This is a genomic window from Chryseobacterium sp. ERMR1:04 (assembly GCF_001297705.1).
GTDB lineage: Bacteria > Bacteroidota > Bacteroidia > Flavobacteriales > Weeksellaceae > Chryseobacterium.
On record NZ_LIRF01000003.1, the window covers coordinates 1,484,116 to 1,503,247 of the forward strand.

Sequence of the window (19,132 nt, forward strand, 5' to 3'; positions counted from 1 at the left end):
TGTTTAGCGGTAGATTTTTAGAAGAATTTATAACCTTCATCTATGACTTTTATATTTAAAGTTTCGGCTAAAGCCAAAATTGTATTGTTTGCTTTTGTAAACGGACTAAAGTCCGTTCCTATTGATTTCCAGTTTTGTGTTTATAAGAAAAACATTTGTACTTTTTGTATTTAAATCAAGTTGTTAAATGCAGATTCAACAGTTGGATAAGAAAATTGAAACCCGTTTTTGATTAATTTTTCAGGATAAACATTTCGACTTTTTAATAATAACTCGGTTTCAGTTTTTAAAAATAGAGATGCAAGTTCTAATTGCCAAACTGGAGCATTTAATCCAAAAGGAACTTTCATTTCTTTTCTCAATTCTTTCATAAATTGTTCGTTGGATAAAGGATTTGGAGCCGTTATATTGATTGGCCCTGAAATATTCTCATGGCTAATAATACATTCTACAGCCTTACAGAAATCATCAATATGAATCCAACTAACATTTTGATTTCCCCTTCCCTGCTTTCCGCCAAGACCTAATTTTGTGATCAGTTTTAATTTAGGAAAAGCGCCGCCATTATTTCCTAAAACAATTGAAGTCCGTAAGGCTACTTTTCGCAGATTTTCGTTTTTAGCCGTAAAAAATTCTTTTTCCCAGCTTTTACAGATGTTCATAGAAAAATCATCGCCAATGATTCCATTCTCTTCTGTATTTAATTGGGTCTCTGAATGCGTGTAAATTGTTGCCGAACTAGCATTCAGCCAAACTTTGGGTGTATTGATACATTGATCAATCGCTTGTTGAAGGATTTTCGTGCTGTCGATTCTTGAAGAATATATTTCTTTTTTATTCTTTTCTGTATATCTGCAGTCAACAGATTTTCCTGTAAGATTGATCAAAACATCTGTACTTTCAAGAATATTTTTCCATTCACCTAAGTTTTTTGCATCCCAATAGATTTCATTTTCTCTTTTGGGACTTCGTGTTAAAATATAAACTTGATTCCCTTTTTCTGTAAAATACTGTTCCAGATTTTTTCCTAGAAATCCGGTTCCGGCGGCGATGATTATTTTCATGGTTTTTATTTTCTTTAATTTTTGATAGGATTCCATTCTATATATTGATCGAATCCTCATTTTGTGACTTTAATTATTTTTTCCAAATTTTGAAAAGCTTAATTCCTAGGTAGATTAACAATACTACTGTTATGAGATTTTCAACAATGAAAACTAAATATCCGGGTATACATGGTATTTGATTTTGCTGAAATATCAAAAATAAAGCTATAAAAGAGCAATTATATAAAATACGGGTCCTCAATCCCTTCCTTTTTTCATTAAGAATCATATTTATTACAATCAAAGAAAGAATGGGAAAAACGATGTAGGTAACCGTAAGTAAAAAGATTACAAGCCCTAGGTTTTCAACTAAATCGATCATAATTTTTGTTTACTATTTTTATTGAAATGCTTCGACTCCACTTAGCATGACATTGCGAGTACTAATTTTATTTTTTGTAAATTAAGCTAAATATTTTTTAGTCTTTACTTCAATTTCAGAGCCTTCAGCAAGCATCACAGAGTTTGGCTTTTGATTATTCAAAAATCTAAAATCTTGTCCGTAAATTTTATTGAAATCAATTTCCAATTGATAGCTTTTCACTACATAATAATCCCATTTTGGATGATAGACTTCATATTCTGAGGTTTTATTTTCTCTTTTTGTAAAACCAAAATAATGTTCAGTAATAAATTCAAATTCTGAATGAGTTTCCATGGGTAGTGGCTCTTTTTCAGCCTTAATTTCTATGGAATGCCACATTTTATCTTTCCAAGAATATTTAATCAACAGTTCATTCTCATTTTCCTGCATTAGATTCGTCATAGGCATTGTCTTATAATTCTCTTTATAAATGGTGTTGGCAACAAAGCTCAATGCCACTTTTGGAACAATTTCTTTGATAAAAACCACACCTCTTTTCCATTCATTTCTTTCTTTTTTCTTTACATAAAATCTTAAATTGACTTCTTCAAAATTTCGATGAAAAGGGATTGAAAGTCCTAATAATTTGGTATTTAAAAACATAAAACCCACCAAACTTACATAACATTTTCCTTTATAAAAATCCAGTTCGGTACCTTCGGGAAGATATTTCAATAAGATTTCTGGGTTGATTTCGTAATTGATGATGGCTAATTTTCGCCATTCGGCTTTTAGGAAGTTCATTGTGATGTTTTTTTGTTATTAATTAATTGGTTGATATATTTAATAGGATTTTATCCTATCCTATTTTAAGTCGCCACTTTGTGGCTCTTAGATTCTGCCGTAATTTTGATTAATTTATTTCGTTCTAATAGAAAATTTTTCATATAATTTTTAAGAAAAAAATGGTTGAAAAGTTTTCCAATGATTCCAAATGGAGATTCAAATTCGAGAATGTCAGTCATTATTATACTTTTGCCCTCTTGGTTAAAAATATGTTGATGTTTAAATGATTTAAAAGTTCCTTTCAACATGATATCTGTGAATTGATAAGGTTTTTCCATGCTGACAATCTTTGAAGTATGGGTTTGATAAACTCCTAAGTGTTTTGCCCGCCAAGTCACTGTTTCACCTTCTTCAATTAATCCTGAAATTCGGCCAGCAATCGCTTTTTCGCCCGTTTTAAAAGTTGATTTTTGATGTAAATCAATGTCTCTTGCTAAGTCGAAAACGGTTTTAATATCAGCTGCGATGATTGTTTTTAGATGTATTGTTGTCATTTTTTTTATTCATTTTTTCGTTGATAGAACTTGCAACTCATTCAAAAGCTTTTTTAAAAACTTAGCAAAATAATCACTGCCAAAGCTGTCATTCTGAAAAGAGTCCATGAAATAGTTGGAAGAAAATTTAATTTTAGTATTTTACATCTTCTGATATGTTCCATGAACATGATCAAAACCACAATTCCGAAATAAATGATATTGAAAGCAGGACTAAGGTTAATTAATAAAGCAGGAATTAAAAGTAAGGTTCCGATCAAAGAAACGGTCATCATATTTCCTATATAATTCCAAATCTTTTCTTTTAAATAAACCTTTAAAAATAGGGTTTGCCAAGCAATTTGACCTAAACAAACGATCAACTCTCTTAAAAAATGATGGTCTCCATTTAATCCTAATTTTGTGGTAAACAAACTCAAAATATAAGCTGAGAAAAATACAACGAACGCAATGTATGTGATTCTGTATTTCAAATTAAAATCAGGAATACAAGCTTGTTCTGTTTCATCTTTTTTTGATGGAATAATCTGTTTTCGGTTGTAAGAAACAAAAGAATACAGCTTTTTGAAAAACCAATACAAAGGTTGTATTCTGGCAATTTTCTCCAAAAGTGGAAAAGAATTTCCGATGATTAATAACAAACTGTCCAAACCGTAAACGACTTCATTTCTGTTGTGATCTACCAAAGCAATTTCGTTTTTTGCCCGTTTGAAATCTATTAATTCTTTATTCTTCAAAGACAATTCTGTAAAAGCTTCTCTTCCACTTTCATCAAGCATTCCGCATTTTGTAAAACCTTTTGAATAGATGTTGCACATCGGACATTCATTGTCGTAGATCAGCGTATGGTTTTGTAGTGTTTTCATGGGTGTTTATTTTAAATTTTTATAGTCGTAATGGCAAATTATATAATATGCGATGGCAAGAACCGGTGTTCCAAACATCCCAAAACATAAAACAGCATATCCGAAGCCTCTATAATAATCGTTTTTGATGTGTAAACCTGAAAGAAGAATCAGCGATAAAAGGCTTAACATAAAAAACATACTGATAAAATAATAGACTTTAAACCAAAATGTTTTGAAATATTGTTTTGAAAAAAATCTTCTATTTGAGCTAATAATATGATTTAAAGCGATTAAAAAATAGATAATAGCCGAAATAGGAGATTTTAAAACCACAAAATCAAGAATTAGAAAAATAAAAAATAAGGCCAGTAATAAAGACTGAATATTATAATCTGATTTGATAAAAGTTTTCATAACAATAGATTTTAAAGGTTTAAGAAATCTCCTCGTGTCCGTTTATTTTGATATTTGAAAGTGAAATACATCCAAATTTTAAAGATCAATGTTTTCATGTTGAAGTTGTTTTTCTTTGTTCATGGAATGTTTACGGCCTTTTAAGAAAAGTAATAAGTTTAAAAGCATCATTATTCCTAAGTAAATTGAGAAGCCTCCGATTTTTGTACTTAATGCTACGACCAGGTTTTCTGCACTTTCTATTTGAAAAAATTCGATAATACACAAGGCAAAACCAATATTTAAAAGGTAAAAACCAATTTTAAAAAGTGAATTGGTAGCCATTGCAATGTCTTCTTTCTGATGAAAAATATCAATCATAAATGTTTTTGAATTTTTAAACAGAAATTGAGAAACCAGCACCGTAAGCGTAATTACAATGGGTAAGTAAATCATGTACGCTGAGAAATTGTACGTTTGGGTAAGGATAGTTGCAATCATGATAGTTTTATTTTATTGTTAATTTTTTTCTTAAAATATAAAGGGTGAAAATATTCGTAAAATGTAAAAAGCAAAGAATCAAAATAATGTATCCAACACGGGTAAAAACCGTTATTAAAACATCTTCTAAGCTTGCTATATTCCCCCAAGAACTTAAGCTGAGAGCGATGTAACCAAGGTTGACCAAATAATAACTTCCCAATAATATTCTGTTAACCGTTAAACAAAAGTCTTTGTCTTTGATCAAATATTCCAAATACACTTTTCCAGAATTAAAGCATCTTCTGCCCACATCCACCGTGATATACGAACTGATGCAAAGAAAAAGGATGTATGAAATTATATTGAACATTTTATAAATATTATAGTTTCAGTAATTTTTGAAAGTTCATCTGAAATAAAAAAGGATTTGAAGTCCTTTTTACTTTAATAAGTTGGTAATCTTTCCGACCAGCCAATGATCATCACTTTTAATCGCCAGATCCATAATATTATTTATTTTTCCTGTTACAGAACTGAAATCATCCATTAGTTTAATAAATTCTTTCGCTCCTTCGGAATCTTTATCTTCTATATTTTTAAGTTCTTCTAAAAATGCAATTACAGGTTCAATCTCCCTTTTTCTACGCTCTTTTGTAATTTGTTTGAATAAATACCAAACGTCTTTTTCTGCTACAAAATATTCTTTCCTCTCCCCTTTTACGAACTCTTTTCTTACAATTCCCCAATCCATCAAGGCCCGAAGATTCATATTCGCATTTCCTCTTGAAATCTCAAGTTGCTCCATCACCTCATCGGTAGATAATGCTTTATCACTTGCCAAAAGTAATGCGTGTACCTGCGCCATCGTACGATTGATTCCCCAATTGGTAGCAAATGTACCCCAAGTCTGAATGTATTTTTCTTTAGCTTCTGAAAGTTGCATTTTGTTTGATCTTTTAATTTCTATTACAAATGTAATAATAATTTTTGAACTTTCAATAATATTTGAAAGTTTATTTTTTGTTTTCGCCTTTTTATGAAAAAGATCTTTATTCCAGTATCGAATAAAGATCTTTGGTATCTGTTTAAGGTTGGATGATCGTGGTGATTCCTTGGTTCCAATATTTTGCTTCCGGCATATAATAGAGATATACATTACTCGATTTTCCAGTATATTCTCCGGCAAATTCTACTTTTAAATCCAGATTAATCACTTTCGTTTCGTTGGCATCAAAATGTTCCCAATACAATACCAAATAGTTATCGAAAATTTCATAATAAGAAATCTGCTTTTTATCAATGAGATCTTTTAACAAAGCATTTTGTAACGTCAACCCGGCAGGAATCCCGATTTTAGCTGTTGTCATGGGTAACTGACCATTGATCTTATTTTTAATTAAAACCGTCATTCTGTTCGTCTCTCCTACTTTTGAAGTTTCCGAAGCCAAGTTTGTTTCCATTGTTAAAGGAATATCAGTACTTTTTGGAGCAAGCAATGTATAAAATTGATAATCTAATTTATACGGAAGTCCTTTTTGCGTAGGATAGCTTACGTGAATTGTATTTTCTCCTTCTTTCAATGCTGATGCAAACTCATTATTTGGCTTAGTATCAACCCCATTAATTTTTATATTCGGCCTTTCTTTTCCATATAACTTTTCATTTTTAGCAAAAAACTGAGATAAAGCTTCCAATGCCAATGTTGTTGCCTGCGTAGAACCAAAACCGTAATATCCGTTATAATTGATTAATTCATCAGCAACTTCAGCAATTTTTAACTGGTTTAGTTTTTCATCTTTTTGTAAAGCTATAACATACAACGCCAAGGTTTCTGCATTGGCAGACCTTCCTCCCGAACCCGTAAAAGTAGTTTTTGTTTTTACATCTTTGTTGTCATATTGCTGATTCAGAAGATTCATTACGACATGGTATTCCTTATCTTTTCCAAGATGGGCAGAAACATTCGCCATCAAAGCCAACTGATAAGAATCTTTTGTTGCCAAAGCTTTATCCAGACTCGTTTTATAAGAACTTTCCACTTCACTTTTCAACCCAATTTTAGATAAAGCATATAAAACATACATATTTCTGGACCATGCATATTCGGAGTAAGGATAATTGATTTCATAACTTTTCCTTACTTCAAAAACACCGTTTTGCTTTTTCTTAGACAGAATGAAAGAAGTTAGATTCTGAATCAGTGTTGCATCAATATTTATATATTTCTTTAAATCTCTAAATTCCAGCAATGCAAAAGCAGAAATAGCCACATCAGATTCCACAGAATTAAAGTATCCGAAACCACCATCTTTGTTTTTATAACTCAACATTTTCTGATATCCTTTTTTCATATTCCGAATCACAAGACTTTCTGTTTCCGGAGTGATATTTTTGATGGATCTTAGATAATCCAGAATAAAAATATTAGGATAAACCGTTGACGAAAGCTGCTCAAAACATCCATAAGGTTCTCTCTTCAGTCTTTCCATATCTTCAAACATCTGCAACGCTGTATTTTCATATACATAATAAGACGAAGAAAAGCTTCTGTTGATATAATTCGGGATATTGATTTTTAACTCTTCAGATTTATTATTAATAATTGAATAATGATGCGGAAAACCTTTCTCTTCAACAATAAAAGGCAGAATCATGGTTTCTCTGAAATCACCTGATTGTATACTGAACTGGATATTAGAATTGATGACCTCATCTGTCTGAATTTTCACAAATAATCTTCCTGATTCTAATGGTTTTAGCGTAATTATACTATCTGATCTTATTAATTTAACCCGATTAGGAACCATCACATTCATCATCATTTTTTTTGTTTCTGATGAATTATTTTTAATCACAACAGGAATCAGCATTTGGTCTGTCCTCGTAAGATATTGCGGAATCTTAGCATCAATAGAGATAAGACTTTGGGCCGCATACGTTGTTTCATCTCTTCCAATTAATCCTGAAGACGAAATTCCTTCTGTCATAATTCTAAAGGCCGTATTGGCGTCAGAATTATAAAATTCAACCTTCGCTTTTCCATTTTTATCTGTTTCTACAATAGGATTCCAGTAAATGCTTTCTCTGTAATCATGTCGATAGGATGTATTGGTACTTTCATAAACGGGATAATAAAAATCTCTGCTGTAAGAATACCTTACCAAACTATCTTGGGGAATATTCATGACTGCATAATATGATTTTGGGGTAATATCAAGTTTGATATGGGATATTCGGTTTTTGAAAGAATTAATGACAATAACACCGTTTGCCCCCTGACTTCCATAAATAGAAGTCGCCGCAGCATCTTTAAGAACTGTAATACTATTTATATCATCAGGATTAATTATCGCTTTAAAATTTTCTACCGGAACACCATCCACCACAAACAAAGGAGTTTTATTAGATACCGAAGCAGATCCTCTTATTCGTAAACTTGTTACAGCTCCAGGCTGGCCAGTGCCGGAGTCAATAACAATTCCAGCCACCTTACCGCTTAAAGCTGAAGTGATATTAGGATTTTTAAAATCATTATTTTCTAGTGTTACCGAGGCTATGGACGATTTATCTTTTGCAGACTTATAACCAAAGCCTACAAATACAACCTCTTCAATTTGTTGAGATTTCACTGTATCACTTACCTTTCTCCCCTTAACTCTTGAAGTATTAGGACGATTTTCAGTATAGCTTTTATTTTTTTCAACCTCTGTCGTTTCCTGTTTCTCTGTTTCTTCTTTTAACTTTATTTTACCGGTCTCTTTTACTTCTTCTTTAACAACCTCTTCTACATTTACATTATTCAGTACTTTTTTCGCCAACGGATTTACTAATAACTTATAAGACAATATTCTGATCTTTACTTCCTGCTTTGGTTGAAAAGATTTTGCAATCAGATTATAAGAATTTCCACCATTCAGATCTGAAAAATAAAAGGTTCCATCATCTGAAGTGACCTGTTTTTTGATTAATGAACCATTAACCAAATATACCTCAGCTTTTACAGGATTTTTGTTTTCATCTTCTACCACTCCGTAAATCGGGTTCTTTTTCTCTGGAAGATATTTATACTTTTTATTTTTAATGATTTCAGGAATCAGTTCGAAGTATCTGTAGCCGTTTGTGAGCATAACCAGATCAAGACTCTTCTTCGCTTTTTCTTCTTTTTTATCAAAATAAAATGATGGCCTTTCAATCTTTCCTCTTAATTCAGAATCCATTAAAAACCACGAAATAATGCTATTTTGTTTATCGTCAGCATACGTCCACAGTTTGTCATCAACCACGCTCATTGCAAGATTTGCGGGAATTGGTTTGTTATTTTCGTCAGTCGTTTCAATAGTTACAATCACTTTCTCTCTTGGAAGATAATTTTTCTTTACAGGCGTTACCTTCACATTCATCTGCTTGCTTTCATTCGCAAAAACAATACGCTCGGCAAGAGGAATTTCTCCTTCAAAAACAGTAAATCTGCAAATCCCGATTGGAAGTTCATTTTCTGGAACCTGAATCTCATTCAGTCCTTTTTTTAATGAAATTGATTGGCTGTAAATTTCTTTTTCACGGAAGCTTCCTTTTATAAGAATATTCCTTTCGCCTGTTGAAATGATTTCAAAATGGAGCTTTCCATTTTCTTTATTTACATTAAAAACAACCCCCTCATCTTGGGCTATCGGAAGTTGATAAATCTGATTGATATTTTCCGGTTTTATCACTTTAGCATAATAATTTTCTCCTTTTTCAGGCGTAAAAAGGAAACTTCCCATTCCGAAATTATAAGCCGAAACCTCTATGATTTTTTGATTATTTTGATTAAAAATTGCTAAAGTAGCATCCACAGGTTTTTCAAATTCATCTAAAATTTTAAAAGCTATATTTTGTTCGAGTCCGTTGATGAAAGTTCCGCCCTCAGGCATTAGTTTCACTTCAAGATTATTCAAAACAATCGGAATATTTCTGGAAATGGATTCTGTAAATCCGTCAAAATTCACTTTGATATTCAACAAAGCATCAGAGGATTTTAAAACTGTAGGAAGATTAAATTTCAACTGTTTTTTACCCTCTTTATCTGTCATTACTTTTCCTTTTGAAATGATTTCACCGTTGTGCATCACCGTATAATCTGCTTCATAGAAAGGGATTGGCAAATTACTAAGGCTTCTCATCGAAAAATCGGCTAACACTTCATCCCCTGCTCCATATCCTTTTTTAGGAAAATCGAGTTTCATTAAAATTCTTGGGGAGACAATTTTCTGTAATGTAATTTCTTTTTCAAACGCATTTTTGCCTTCTTCGTTTTGCATCCAATTGGTAAAAGCACGAATCTTATAAATTCCCCCTTTCATCCCATCATCAAAAGAGAAATAACCTTCTGCATAGCCATTTGTAATTTCGTATTTATCTTTTTTAATAACGCTTCCGCTTGGATCGATCAATTCAAAATTCACGACTTTACTTTGATCGGCAGGAAGGTTATTTTCCGCTGCTACAATGTAAATTTTAAAGTACATCGCCTCACCAGGTTTATAAAAAACATGATTGGTCTGTATGTACGTTTTCTCTTTCTCGAAATCTTTAACCTGATTTTGGGCTTTCAAACTTAAATTTGAAAACAAAAAACCTAGTACAATATATAATGTAAACTTGAAATTCATAAATTAAAATTGAAATGAAACCATGCATCCAAAAGTCTTATAAGAAGGGAGATTAAAGAAATCCAGCCCTCTTCCGTTATCAGAATCATAGAAATTTTGATTAGGGTCTACCCCTTTATTCGCCTGCCAAAGCAAAATATTATTCACATACCATGTAATTCCTAATGCTCTTTTGAAAATTCCTACGTCAAATTTTGCAGTCAAAGAAATAGTATTGATTCTTATATAATCTGCTTTTTGAACATAATTTTCCGCTACTCCTAAGTATCCATATCTCATCCATTTATTTTCTGAAACGTTTTGGTTCGGATTGTAAAAATCAACAGGAATCTGATTGTTATTCCCTCCAGTGCTTACTCCTTGAAATACATAATTTTTGATATTCCTTTCGTCTGCAGAAGTTTGAGAACGTCCGTAATAATCAAGCACCGCCTGAGTTCCATTCCATACTTGTCCGCCTTTTTTCCATTCCCAATTGATGTCTAATGATAACATTTTATACGTTAAGTTATGATTAAACTTCAATACAAAATCTGGTGTTGGATCTGCAATAATCTTCATTCCATCCGCTTTTTTAGGATATCCGAATTCATCAATAATTAATTCTCCATTAGCATTTCTTTCAAAATAACTTCCCATGACCACTCCTAAAACCTGACCTTCCGTCAATGTCTTATAAATATCATTGAAACCTGAAAGGGCAAGATTATTATACCCTGCATTTACCTTATCAACCCTATCTCTATACTTAAAAAATGAAACTTTCTGATTCATTCTAAAATCTCGGTCCAAATAAATATTGTCGTAAGAAAAATTCACCTCATAACCGCTGTAGGTATGATCTGCAAGGTTTTTTAATTTCAACTGATTGTTTTCAAACACAGGAAAAATATCGTCTGTTGTTTTTCTTTTAAAATATTCCGCTTCAACATTCAGGTTACGTCTGTAGCTCAATATAAAACCGGTTTTCCATTCTTTACTGTTGATATTTGATACGTTTTTAAAGGTATCCACTTCATTGATCGGGAAATATTGATATGCATTTTGGGCATTCAATAAAGTAGTTCCGTAAGAAGCGTAAGATCGTGTAATTTCAGGCTCTGAATTCAATTGTGTGTAGGTTCCGAGCATTTTAAAATTGATATTATTCCAATTAAAAATATTTTCAAACGTAAGATAAGCACCTGCCTTTGGAAGCCAATAATTATTTTCTTTAGAGGTATTTGAGATATAAAATGCATTTCCGATACTAGCACCTGCTTTAAAGTCATTGTACGCATCATAATCCAGCTTATAATTGAAAATATAATCTTGTGACGTTCTTTGATATAAATACCTTTTATTACTTGAGTCATTATAAATATCTGACTCTCTACTATTTAAAATATGATTAAAACTAACCGCATTTTTAAAATAGCTTCCGCCAAAAGAATAAGTTCCTAAAATATTAGAATTATATAATTTATTATTTTGAGTTCTTTCATTTAAAATACCATTAACAAATCCGTATGTTGAAGATTTGTAGCGATCTAAATTCCAGAAGTAATCATTTTCATAAGACTGACTGATATTTAATCTGAAATTTCCCCAATTTCTCGCCAGATCAAAACTAAATTGTCTTCTGTTATCCCGATAATTGTATTTATTTTTCTGATCAAATAAAAACTCCGGATTGTCTGCAAACTGACTGTAACTTCTTTGTGAACCATTTGACAAATACAAATTCTGGTCGTTCGAAAAAGAAATCGGCGTCAGTAAAGAATTTTGGTAAGCTCGGTTGAAAAGTCCAATTCTGTTAGCGTTTGTAGCTTTATTTTCTTCATAATTAAAAGCGAAGTTTAAGCTGTATTCTGAAATTTTTGTACTCAGTTTTGTTTTAAAAGAATTGATGATATTATACTGATCAATAAAATACATCTGATCTTTCTGTTGTCCTATCTCTAAGGATACTCGCAGTTTTTCATCATAATAGCTATTATTACCCATGAAGGCATTCAACCGTAATTGATTGTTGTATCCCACAGTGGTTTTAAACAGATCATTATTATAAGCTTTTGCGGGTGAATTTCCGTTGGTTAAGGGAATTAACCTGCCGTTTTGATCATACTCATAAGCCTGATGATTAAATCCTAATGTGGAAATATCCTGTCCAAAACTGAAAAGTTCATTTGTTTCAGGACCTCGCCAGATCAATTGACCGTTTTCTGATCTTCCCTGAACATATTGAGTTTGCGTTTGAGGAATAGAATTCCGGTTTTTGATGTCAAAAGAAGTGGTGAAACTTCCGTTAAAATTCAAATATTTTTTTGATTGACGTTTCAGTTTAAAGCTGTTTTCATTAATCTCTTTTAATTTTCTCACTGAATTAAAATTAATATCTGAATTCAATGTCAAGCTTTTAGGTGAATTTTCAATGCTAAATTCATCATTCGCTTTTTTAGAAACTAAACTATCATAGGCATTACTTCGAATATTTTCGACTCTTTTTTTACTAATTTTATTTTCTAAGATAGATTTAAGCTCGCGTGGTCCGTAGACAACAAGCGTATTTTTACCATTATTCCAAACCAAAGTGTCATATGCTTTTGCAGCAATGATGGCAAAGCCTTTCTCATCAGTCAATTCATAAACACCGCTGTTTTTATTTAAAACTTTTAAAAAATTCTGAGGTTTTTCTTTGTGACCTAAAAAAGTACCCGAATAATATAATATCGAAGTTTGCGCCAGAAAAAAATGAACCGTTAAAAAGAATAATAAAAAATAAATTTTCCTCATAAATGATTTTGTGTATTAGTATTGAAAAAGAGCTTCAGAAGGAATTATTTTTTCTGCTGATCATTTTTTTTCTTTTCCGCTTTTAAAGCAGCTTTCGTTTCCACTACAATTACGCCGTTTACCGCTTTACTTCCATATATTGCAGTTGCTTTTTCTCCTTTTAAAACCGTCATCTTTTCAATGGAATCAGCATCTAAGCTTTTAAATTTCACTGCATCAGAAACTACTCCATTGATAACATATAGAGGATTTGAATCTTCTTTATTAGAACTCACTCCTCGAATCACAATCGCATTACTAGAATCAATTTTCCCAGAACCCATATTAATTGTTAATCCTGAAACAGCTCCCTGAATGGAATTTGCAGCATATTTATTTCCCACTTTTTCAGTCGACATTGGAACCGAAGCAGTCTTTTGTCTTACATTATTATAGGCCAAAACTGTAGGGTTTAATCCATCATAAGGGGTGATAGGTTCAGCTTCTGAATTTTCCAGTAAAGAACTTACCAATGAATTATTGGGTTTATTTTCAATATCCATAGAAGAAATCGACTGTACAGAAGACGTTATATCTTTCTTTACTTTTTTAGTTCCCAACGCCATTACCACAACCTCTTCAATATTTTGTTGCTTTAAAGAATCTGCTTTATAAGGCACAATAGATGCAGGTGCAGGCATGCTTTGCGCTACAGGATCAGAAATAGGAGAAGGAGCAATATAAGGATTAAATGCAAGACCGGCAGAGCTTTCAAGCATTACAATTGGAGCTGGAGCTAGATTTTTTTTCTCAATATTTTCTTTTACCATCTGATCTATCTTCTGAATCTTTGCAGAGGGTGCAATAACAGGAGCATTGTTAGAAGTTACAATATTCTTTGCTATAACTGGCTTTGTAAGCTCAACTCCATTTTTATTTTCATTAAAAAAGTAAAATCCACCTACCCCAATCATTAAACTTGCAGCAATTCCATACGGAAGCCAAATTGGGAGAATCCTTCTTTTTTTATGTTCTTTTGTATCTAATTTTTCTTCAACTTTAGCCCAAACTTTATCAAACCCCGGAAAAGTCGCAGGTTCATCTACATCTTTAGAAGCCTCATTGAATTTTTTATCGATATCGTGATTATTTTCCATTGTCTTAAAAGTTTAAATGTTTTGATTGATCAAAAGTTCCTGTAATTTTTTTCTGGCAAAATTGAGTTGAGATTTTGAGGTTCCTTCACTAATTGAAAGCATCATTGCAATTTCTTTGTGCGGATATCCTTCAATCGCAAACAGATTAAAAATCGCACGGCAACCTTCAGGAAGAAAGTTCAATAAGCTCAAAATATCTTTCTCGAAAGAAATAATATCTGTCGTATCCGAGGACTCTATGGAATGATCATCCAATGAAATATGTAAAGCCTTTGTACTTCTCAATTTTTGCAGACATTCATTTACCGCAATTTTTCTAGCCCAACCTTCGAAAATATCATGATTCTGAAGTTGATCCATCTTTGTAAAAATTTTGTAGAACGTATCGGCTAATACTTCCTCAATATCTTCATCGTTTTTAAGATAGCGTTTGCAGACCGAATATAATTTTCCCGCCATTTTTTCGTAAACTTTCCGCTGTGCATTGCGGTCGTTCCGTTGACATTCTAACAGTAATTCTCTTTCCATAGTCAGGCTTTATACTCATATAGATGCAGAAAATTTCAAAAAGGTTGGAAGCATCATAAACTTTTTTTTAAAATTAAGCTAAAAGGCTAAGCTGCGAAAGCTTAGAAAGGTAATTTTAACGAATGCTAAACTATAATTTCACCTTTTCATAAAAAACTTTCATTTTAAATTTAACTTTTCCCTTTGTAACATATCTTACCACTTACCGACTATTCATATAAATAATCTTTTTATAGTAATGAAAAATAACAAAATTGCATCATTACTTTTTGTTTTGTCTGCAGGAAGTATGATGTTTGCACAGGATGACTTAATTAATAAGTTAAAAAACAACCAATCTCAAAATGCTAATTTTAAATTCACGACTTTAAAAGACGTGGGGGCAACTTCAGTAAAAAATCAAGGTTCATCAGGAACTTGCTGGAGCTATTCAGGAAACTCCTTTCTTGAATCTGAAATGCAGAGAATGGGTAAAAAGCCTGTAGATTTGGCAGAAATTTTTACGGCAAGAAATTCTTATCACGATAAAGCAAAATTATACGTTCTTAACAACGGAGCAATCAGCTGGGGAGATGGTGGAGAATTACATGATGTAGTGAATATGTACAAGAAGTACGGAGCTGTTCCTCAGGAAGCTTATACAGGCTTAAGAAACGGACAAACAACCAACAACTTCAAAGAAATGCAGGATAAAATAAAACCTGTGTTGGATAGTTTGGTTCAGGCAGCTACAAAAGGAAAACTTTCTGATAACTGGATGGATTCTGTAGATGCTATCTTAGATGAATATTTAGGAAAAGTTCCTGCTAACTTTACGTATGAAGGAAAAAACTATACTCCGAAAACTTTTGCTAAAGAAGTTGTAGGAATTAACCCAGAAGATTATGTTGAATTATCTTCTTACAAAGATTATCCGTATTACCAGAAATTTGTAGTTCCAATTCCTGATAACTGGAGTCATGACTCTGACTGGAATGTTCCAATGAAAGATCTAACAGCTATCGTTGACAATGCAGTGAGCAAAGGATATTCTGTAGGTTGGGCAACTGATGTTTCTGAGCCTTATTTCTCATACAAAAATGGGGTGGCCTATGTTCCTGATGTAGATCTAGACCAGATTAATGCAGAAAACAAAAAAGACTTGTTTACTGAGCCTAAAAAAGATAAAACGATCACAGAAGATATGCGTCAGAAAGCGCTTAACAACCTTTCTACAACTGATGATCATGGAATGCACATCGTAGGATTGGCAAAAGATCAGTCTGGAAAAGAATATTATATGGTTAAAAACTCTTGGGGGGTAACCAATGATTTTGAAGGATATCTTTATGTAACAAGACCTTATGTTGAGTACAAATCAACGGCAATCTTGGTTCACAAAAATGCCATTCCAAAAAACATTTTAAAGCAACTGAAACCTAATCAAAATATTGGTTTATAAGAAATCACTGTTGTCATTTATTTGGCAATTTTAGATATTTAAATCTGTTAATAGACCGTTTCCATTTTTTGGGAACGGTTTTGTTTTTAAACTATTTAAACTTAGATAAAAATTAAACCACAAAAGGCACAAAAGATTTTAACACTTAAGTTTTTTTAAGTAAAAATCATTCTGTTCAAAAGTACACTTAAGTTTTTTTGAAAATCAAAGATTTTCATATTATGTGGACTTTACTATTTTCAATATTTTAAACTCTTACAACTAAAGTGATCTAAAGTGTTTAAACATTTAAATGGTTCCTTTTAGAATTTTCAAACATAGGAGATCAAATTCAAATATAAAAATTAAAACCCGCTTCCAAAAGATCTGAAAGCGGGTTTTGTTTAAAAAATAAATAGGTTGAAAATTTAATATAAATAAGTGAATTGTCAATTGGTTTACTACGCCGGTAATCTAACAACAAAGTAAATCAACAACTCATAATTGTCTTTTTAGTAAAGAACTCCTAAACTTTCAGCCGAAAAATTTAAAAGGTCGTCTGTATTTCCTTCTTTTACTTTTTTCACCCATTCTGGGTCTTGTAAAAGGGCTCTTCCAACTGCAACAAGATCGAAATCTCCTCTTTCCAGTCTTCTGATTAATTCTGATAAATCTGCTTTCTCCGTTCCCTGTCCTGCAAATGCTCCCATAAAATCTCCTTCAAGACCTACAGAACCTACCGTAATTGTTGGCTGACCCGTAATTTTTTTAGCCCAACCTGCAAAGTTTAAATCAGAACCTTCAAATTCAGGTTCCCAGAAACGACGCTGTGAACAATGGAAAATATCTACGCCAGCTTCTTTTAAAGGTAATAACCATTCTTCCATTTCTGCAGGTGTTGTTGCCAATCTGGATTTATAATCCTGTTGTTTCCACTGAGAAAGACGGATAATTATCGTGAAATCTTCTCCTACAGCTGCTCTCATTGCTTTAACGACATCAACTGCGAATTTACTTCTTTCTTTTAAGGTTTTCCCACCGTATTCATCAGTTCTTGTATTGGTTACTTCCCAAAAGAATTGATCAATCAAATATCCGTGCGCTCCGTGAATTTCAAGAACATCAAATCCTAAATCTTTAGCTGATTTTGCAGAAGCTGCAAATTGTGCAATCGTATCCTGGATATCTTCCAACGTCATGGTAGAAGCTTTTTCCATATCAACCAATGGATAATCTTCAGAACTTCTTGTATCTCCTACATGCCAGATCTGAGGCCCCATTTTTCCACCATTTTCATGAACGGCATCAATTACGTTTTTCCAACCGTTTAATGCTTCAGTTCCGTAAAAATCAGGAATATTCTGCATGTTTTTTGAACCAGGTCTGTTGATTACTGTTCCTTCAGAAAGGATCAACCCTACTTCTGAAGCCGCTCTTCTTGCGTAATAATCTGCGATTTGCTGAGTGGGTACTCCGTTATCAGATTGAGCTCTTGTCATCGGAGCCATTACCACTCTATTTTTAAGTTGAAGATTTTTATAACTAAATGGACTAAATAATGCGTCTATACTCATTTTGCAATTATTTTATATTTAACATTTTTAAATTGTTACACAAAGTAACTAATAATAGTTCATATTTGTATCTTATGCAGGGAAAAAAGTGGTAACTTCGCAGTAACTTACATTAGTAACTTAAAAGTAACGTATGAAAATCTAAATAAGTGGATGCTATTTTAACCACAAAAGTCACAAAAGATTAACATATAAATTATTTTAAGTTTATTCATAAACCGCATAATATAAGAACACATAAGTTTTTAAAAATCTTTGATTTTTATTTTTGTGAACTTCTTTTTTTCAAAATAAGAAAGCTTAAAAGATTATAACTTTTGTGTCTTTTGTGGTTTAATTTTTAATTAGTGTTAAATAAAATCTACCATGAAAAAGAATGAATTAATGAAATACAGCTGCCCTCTAGGTAAAGCAATGTCTGCTTTGGGAAGCAAGTGGAAACCAATCATTGTATTGGTGATCAAAGACCGTAAACTTCGTTTTGGAGAGCTTGCCGTACGAATTAATGTCATCTCAAGAAAAGTACTGACCGACCAGTTAAGAGAAATGCAAACCGACGGATTAATCATCAGAGAAGAGTTTAAGGAACTTCCTCCAAGAGTTGAATATTCGCTGACAGAAAAGGGATTAGCATTGTTGCCGATTTTATATCAACTGGAAGAATGGGAAACAAAATATCATGTTTATGATCCTGAGAAAGAAAAAGACTGTAAAACTCTTTTAGAGCAAAAGAATGCAAAAAAAGCTGTCGTTTGACAGTCTTTTTATATTTAATAAAATCAATTTTGAATTTTACTAAGTTTTTTAAAGAACCTATTTACAGTACTTTTCTAAGTAACTCTTTGCTTTAAAACCCACCTTTTCTGCATTATGAAAATCTTCACACGCTCCTAATTTATCATTTATTTGTAATTTAAATGTACCTCGATAAACATAAGCCATTCCATTATTTGGATTTAATTTTAAGGATGTTGATAGGCTTTTAACAGCATTTTCTAAATCGTTATTATTTCCCTGTAACACGCCTTTAACAAAGTATGAAACAGAACTTTTAGGTTCGAGGTTGATTGCTTTATCAATATTTTTAAGAGCATCATTGTAATTAGAATTTTGACTTTCAATATTAGCTAATAATTGATACGCAGAAGATAATTTATCATTCAATTCAATAACTCTTTCTATATCAGCTTTGGCATTTTTTAAATTTCCATTAATAAAAAAAATATTTGCTCTTCCATAATAAGCCAGTGTAAAGTTTTCATTCAATTCTATAGCCTTAGAATAGTTTTTTATTGATTCTGTAGTATTTCCCTCCAGAGAATAAGTATAAGCAAGTCCGTAATATGCATTTGCATTTTCAGGATGAGATCGTATGGAATTTTCAAACTCTTTTTTCCCATTTTCAAAATCGGAATTCAAAACAAAATTATTTCCACGAATAAATGCATCATCACAAGGCTGTTCTGTTTTCTGCGTGCAGTTTGTAAGCAAAATACAAATTGTTATTAAAAAGTATATTTTTCTCATAGTTAGGTTTTAAGTTTATCTATAAAATAATTTTCAGTTTTCTAATA

16 protein-coding genes are annotated in these 19,132 nt (G+C 32.0%); 2 read left to right on the forward strand and 14 right to left on the reverse strand.

What is annotated here, in order from left to right; translation table 11 throughout:
* Positions 1 to 170: 170 nt before the first annotated feature.
* The 12 genes from AMQ68_RS06745 to AMQ68_RS06805 form a co-directional block, all read right to left on the reverse strand.
* Positions 171 to 1,064, reverse strand: a complete 894-nt coding sequence (locus tag AMQ68_RS06745) for a TIGR01777 family oxidoreductase (protein ID WP_054510045.1) — start codon at positions 1,062 to 1,064, stop codon at positions 171 to 173.
* Between the two features lie 445 nt (positions 1,065 to 1,509).
* The gene (locus tag AMQ68_RS06755) at positions 1,510 to 2,214 is read right to left on the reverse strand and encodes a YqjF family protein (protein ID WP_054509805.1); all 705 of its coding nucleotides are present in this window, start codon (positions 2,212 to 2,214) and stop codon (positions 1,510 to 1,512) included.
* A gap of 65 nt (positions 2,215 to 2,279) precedes the next feature.
* Entirely contained in the window at positions 2,280 to 2,750 is a 471-nt protein-coding gene (locus AMQ68_RS06760; protein ID WP_054509806.1) for an SRPBCC family protein, read from the reverse strand.
* 53 nt (positions 2,751 to 2,803) lie between these two features.
* A complete protein-coding gene (locus AMQ68_RS06765; RefSeq protein ID WP_054509807.1) occupies positions 2,804 to 3,616 on the reverse strand; it encodes a DCC1-like thiol-disulfide oxidoreductase family protein in 813 nt (270 codons plus the stop codon).
* Positions 3,617 to 3,622: 6 nt separating this feature from the next.
* Positions 3,623 to 4,012, reverse strand: a complete 390-nt coding sequence (locus tag AMQ68_RS06770) for a hypothetical protein (RefSeq protein ID WP_054509808.1) — start codon at positions 4,010 to 4,012, stop codon at positions 3,623 to 3,625.
* A 78-nt stretch (positions 4,013 to 4,090) separates the two neighbouring features.
* Entirely contained in the window at positions 4,091 to 4,492 is a 402-nt protein-coding gene (locus AMQ68_RS06775; RefSeq protein ID WP_054509809.1) for a hypothetical protein, read from the reverse strand.
* Positions 4,493 to 4,499: 7 nt separating this feature from the next.
* Positions 4,500 to 4,844 carry a hypothetical protein gene (locus AMQ68_RS06780; RefSeq protein ID WP_123905630.1) on the reverse strand — a complete coding sequence of 115 codons (345 nt, stop codon included), beginning with the start codon at positions 4,842 to 4,844 and terminating at the stop codon, positions 4,500 to 4,502.
* A gap of 69 nt (positions 4,845 to 4,913) precedes the next feature.
* On the reverse strand, positions 4,914 to 5,417 hold the full coding sequence (locus AMQ68_RS06785; RefSeq protein WP_054510046.1) for a GbsR/MarR family transcriptional regulator: 504 nt from the start codon (positions 5,415 to 5,417) through the stop codon (positions 4,914 to 4,916).
* 142 nt (positions 5,418 to 5,559) lie between these two features.
* Entirely contained in the window at positions 5,560 to 10,125 is a 4,566-nt protein-coding gene (locus tag AMQ68_RS06790; protein ID WP_054509811.1) for a TonB-dependent receptor plug domain-containing protein, read from the reverse strand.
* Positions 10,126 to 10,128: 3 nt separating this feature from the next.
* Positions 10,129 to 12,900 carry a hypothetical protein gene (locus AMQ68_RS06795; protein WP_054509812.1) on the reverse strand — a complete coding sequence of 924 codons (2,772 nt, stop codon included), beginning with the start codon at positions 12,898 to 12,900 and terminating at the stop codon, positions 10,129 to 10,131.
* A 44-nt stretch (positions 12,901 to 12,944) separates the two neighbouring features.
* Complete coding sequence (locus AMQ68_RS06800; protein ID WP_054509813.1) at positions 12,945 to 14,036, reverse strand: TonB-dependent receptor plug domain-containing protein; 1,092 nt, start codon at positions 14,034 to 14,036, stop codon at positions 12,945 to 12,947.
* 12 nt (positions 14,037 to 14,048) lie between these two features.
* Entirely contained in the window at positions 14,049 to 14,564 is a 516-nt protein-coding gene (locus tag AMQ68_RS06805; RefSeq protein WP_054509814.1) for an RNA polymerase sigma factor, read from the reverse strand.
* 238 nt (positions 14,565 to 14,802) lie between these two features.
* Here AMQ68_RS06805 and AMQ68_RS06810 point away from each other — a divergent pair, with 238 nt between their 5' ends.
* Positions 14,803 to 16,005 (forward strand): aminopeptidase C, encoded by a 1,203-nt coding sequence (locus AMQ68_RS06810; RefSeq protein ID WP_054509815.1) that lies wholly within the window; start codon positions 14,803 to 14,805, stop codon positions 16,003 to 16,005.
* Between the two features lie 491 nt (positions 16,006 to 16,496).
* On the opposite strand, the gene AMQ68_RS06815 is transcribed toward AMQ68_RS06810, so the two are convergent.
* Positions 16,497 to 17,558, reverse strand: a complete 1,062-nt coding sequence (locus tag AMQ68_RS06815) for an NADH:flavin oxidoreductase (RefSeq protein ID WP_054509816.1) — start codon at positions 17,556 to 17,558, stop codon at positions 16,497 to 16,499.
* Between the two features lie 366 nt (positions 17,559 to 17,924).
* Between AMQ68_RS06815 and AMQ68_RS06820 the strand changes: the two genes are divergently transcribed.
* Positions 17,925 to 18,314 (forward strand): helix-turn-helix domain-containing protein, encoded by a 390-nt coding sequence (locus tag AMQ68_RS06820; RefSeq protein WP_054509817.1) that lies wholly within the window; start codon positions 17,925 to 17,927, stop codon positions 18,312 to 18,314.
* A 57-nt stretch (positions 18,315 to 18,371) separates the two neighbouring features.
* On the opposite strand, the gene AMQ68_RS06825 is transcribed toward AMQ68_RS06820, so the two are convergent.
* A complete protein-coding gene (locus tag AMQ68_RS06825) occupies positions 18,372 to 19,085 on the reverse strand; it encodes a lipopolysaccharide assembly protein LapB (protein ID WP_054509818.1) in 714 nt (237 codons plus the stop codon).
* Positions 19,086 to 19,132 lie beyond the last annotated feature (47 nt).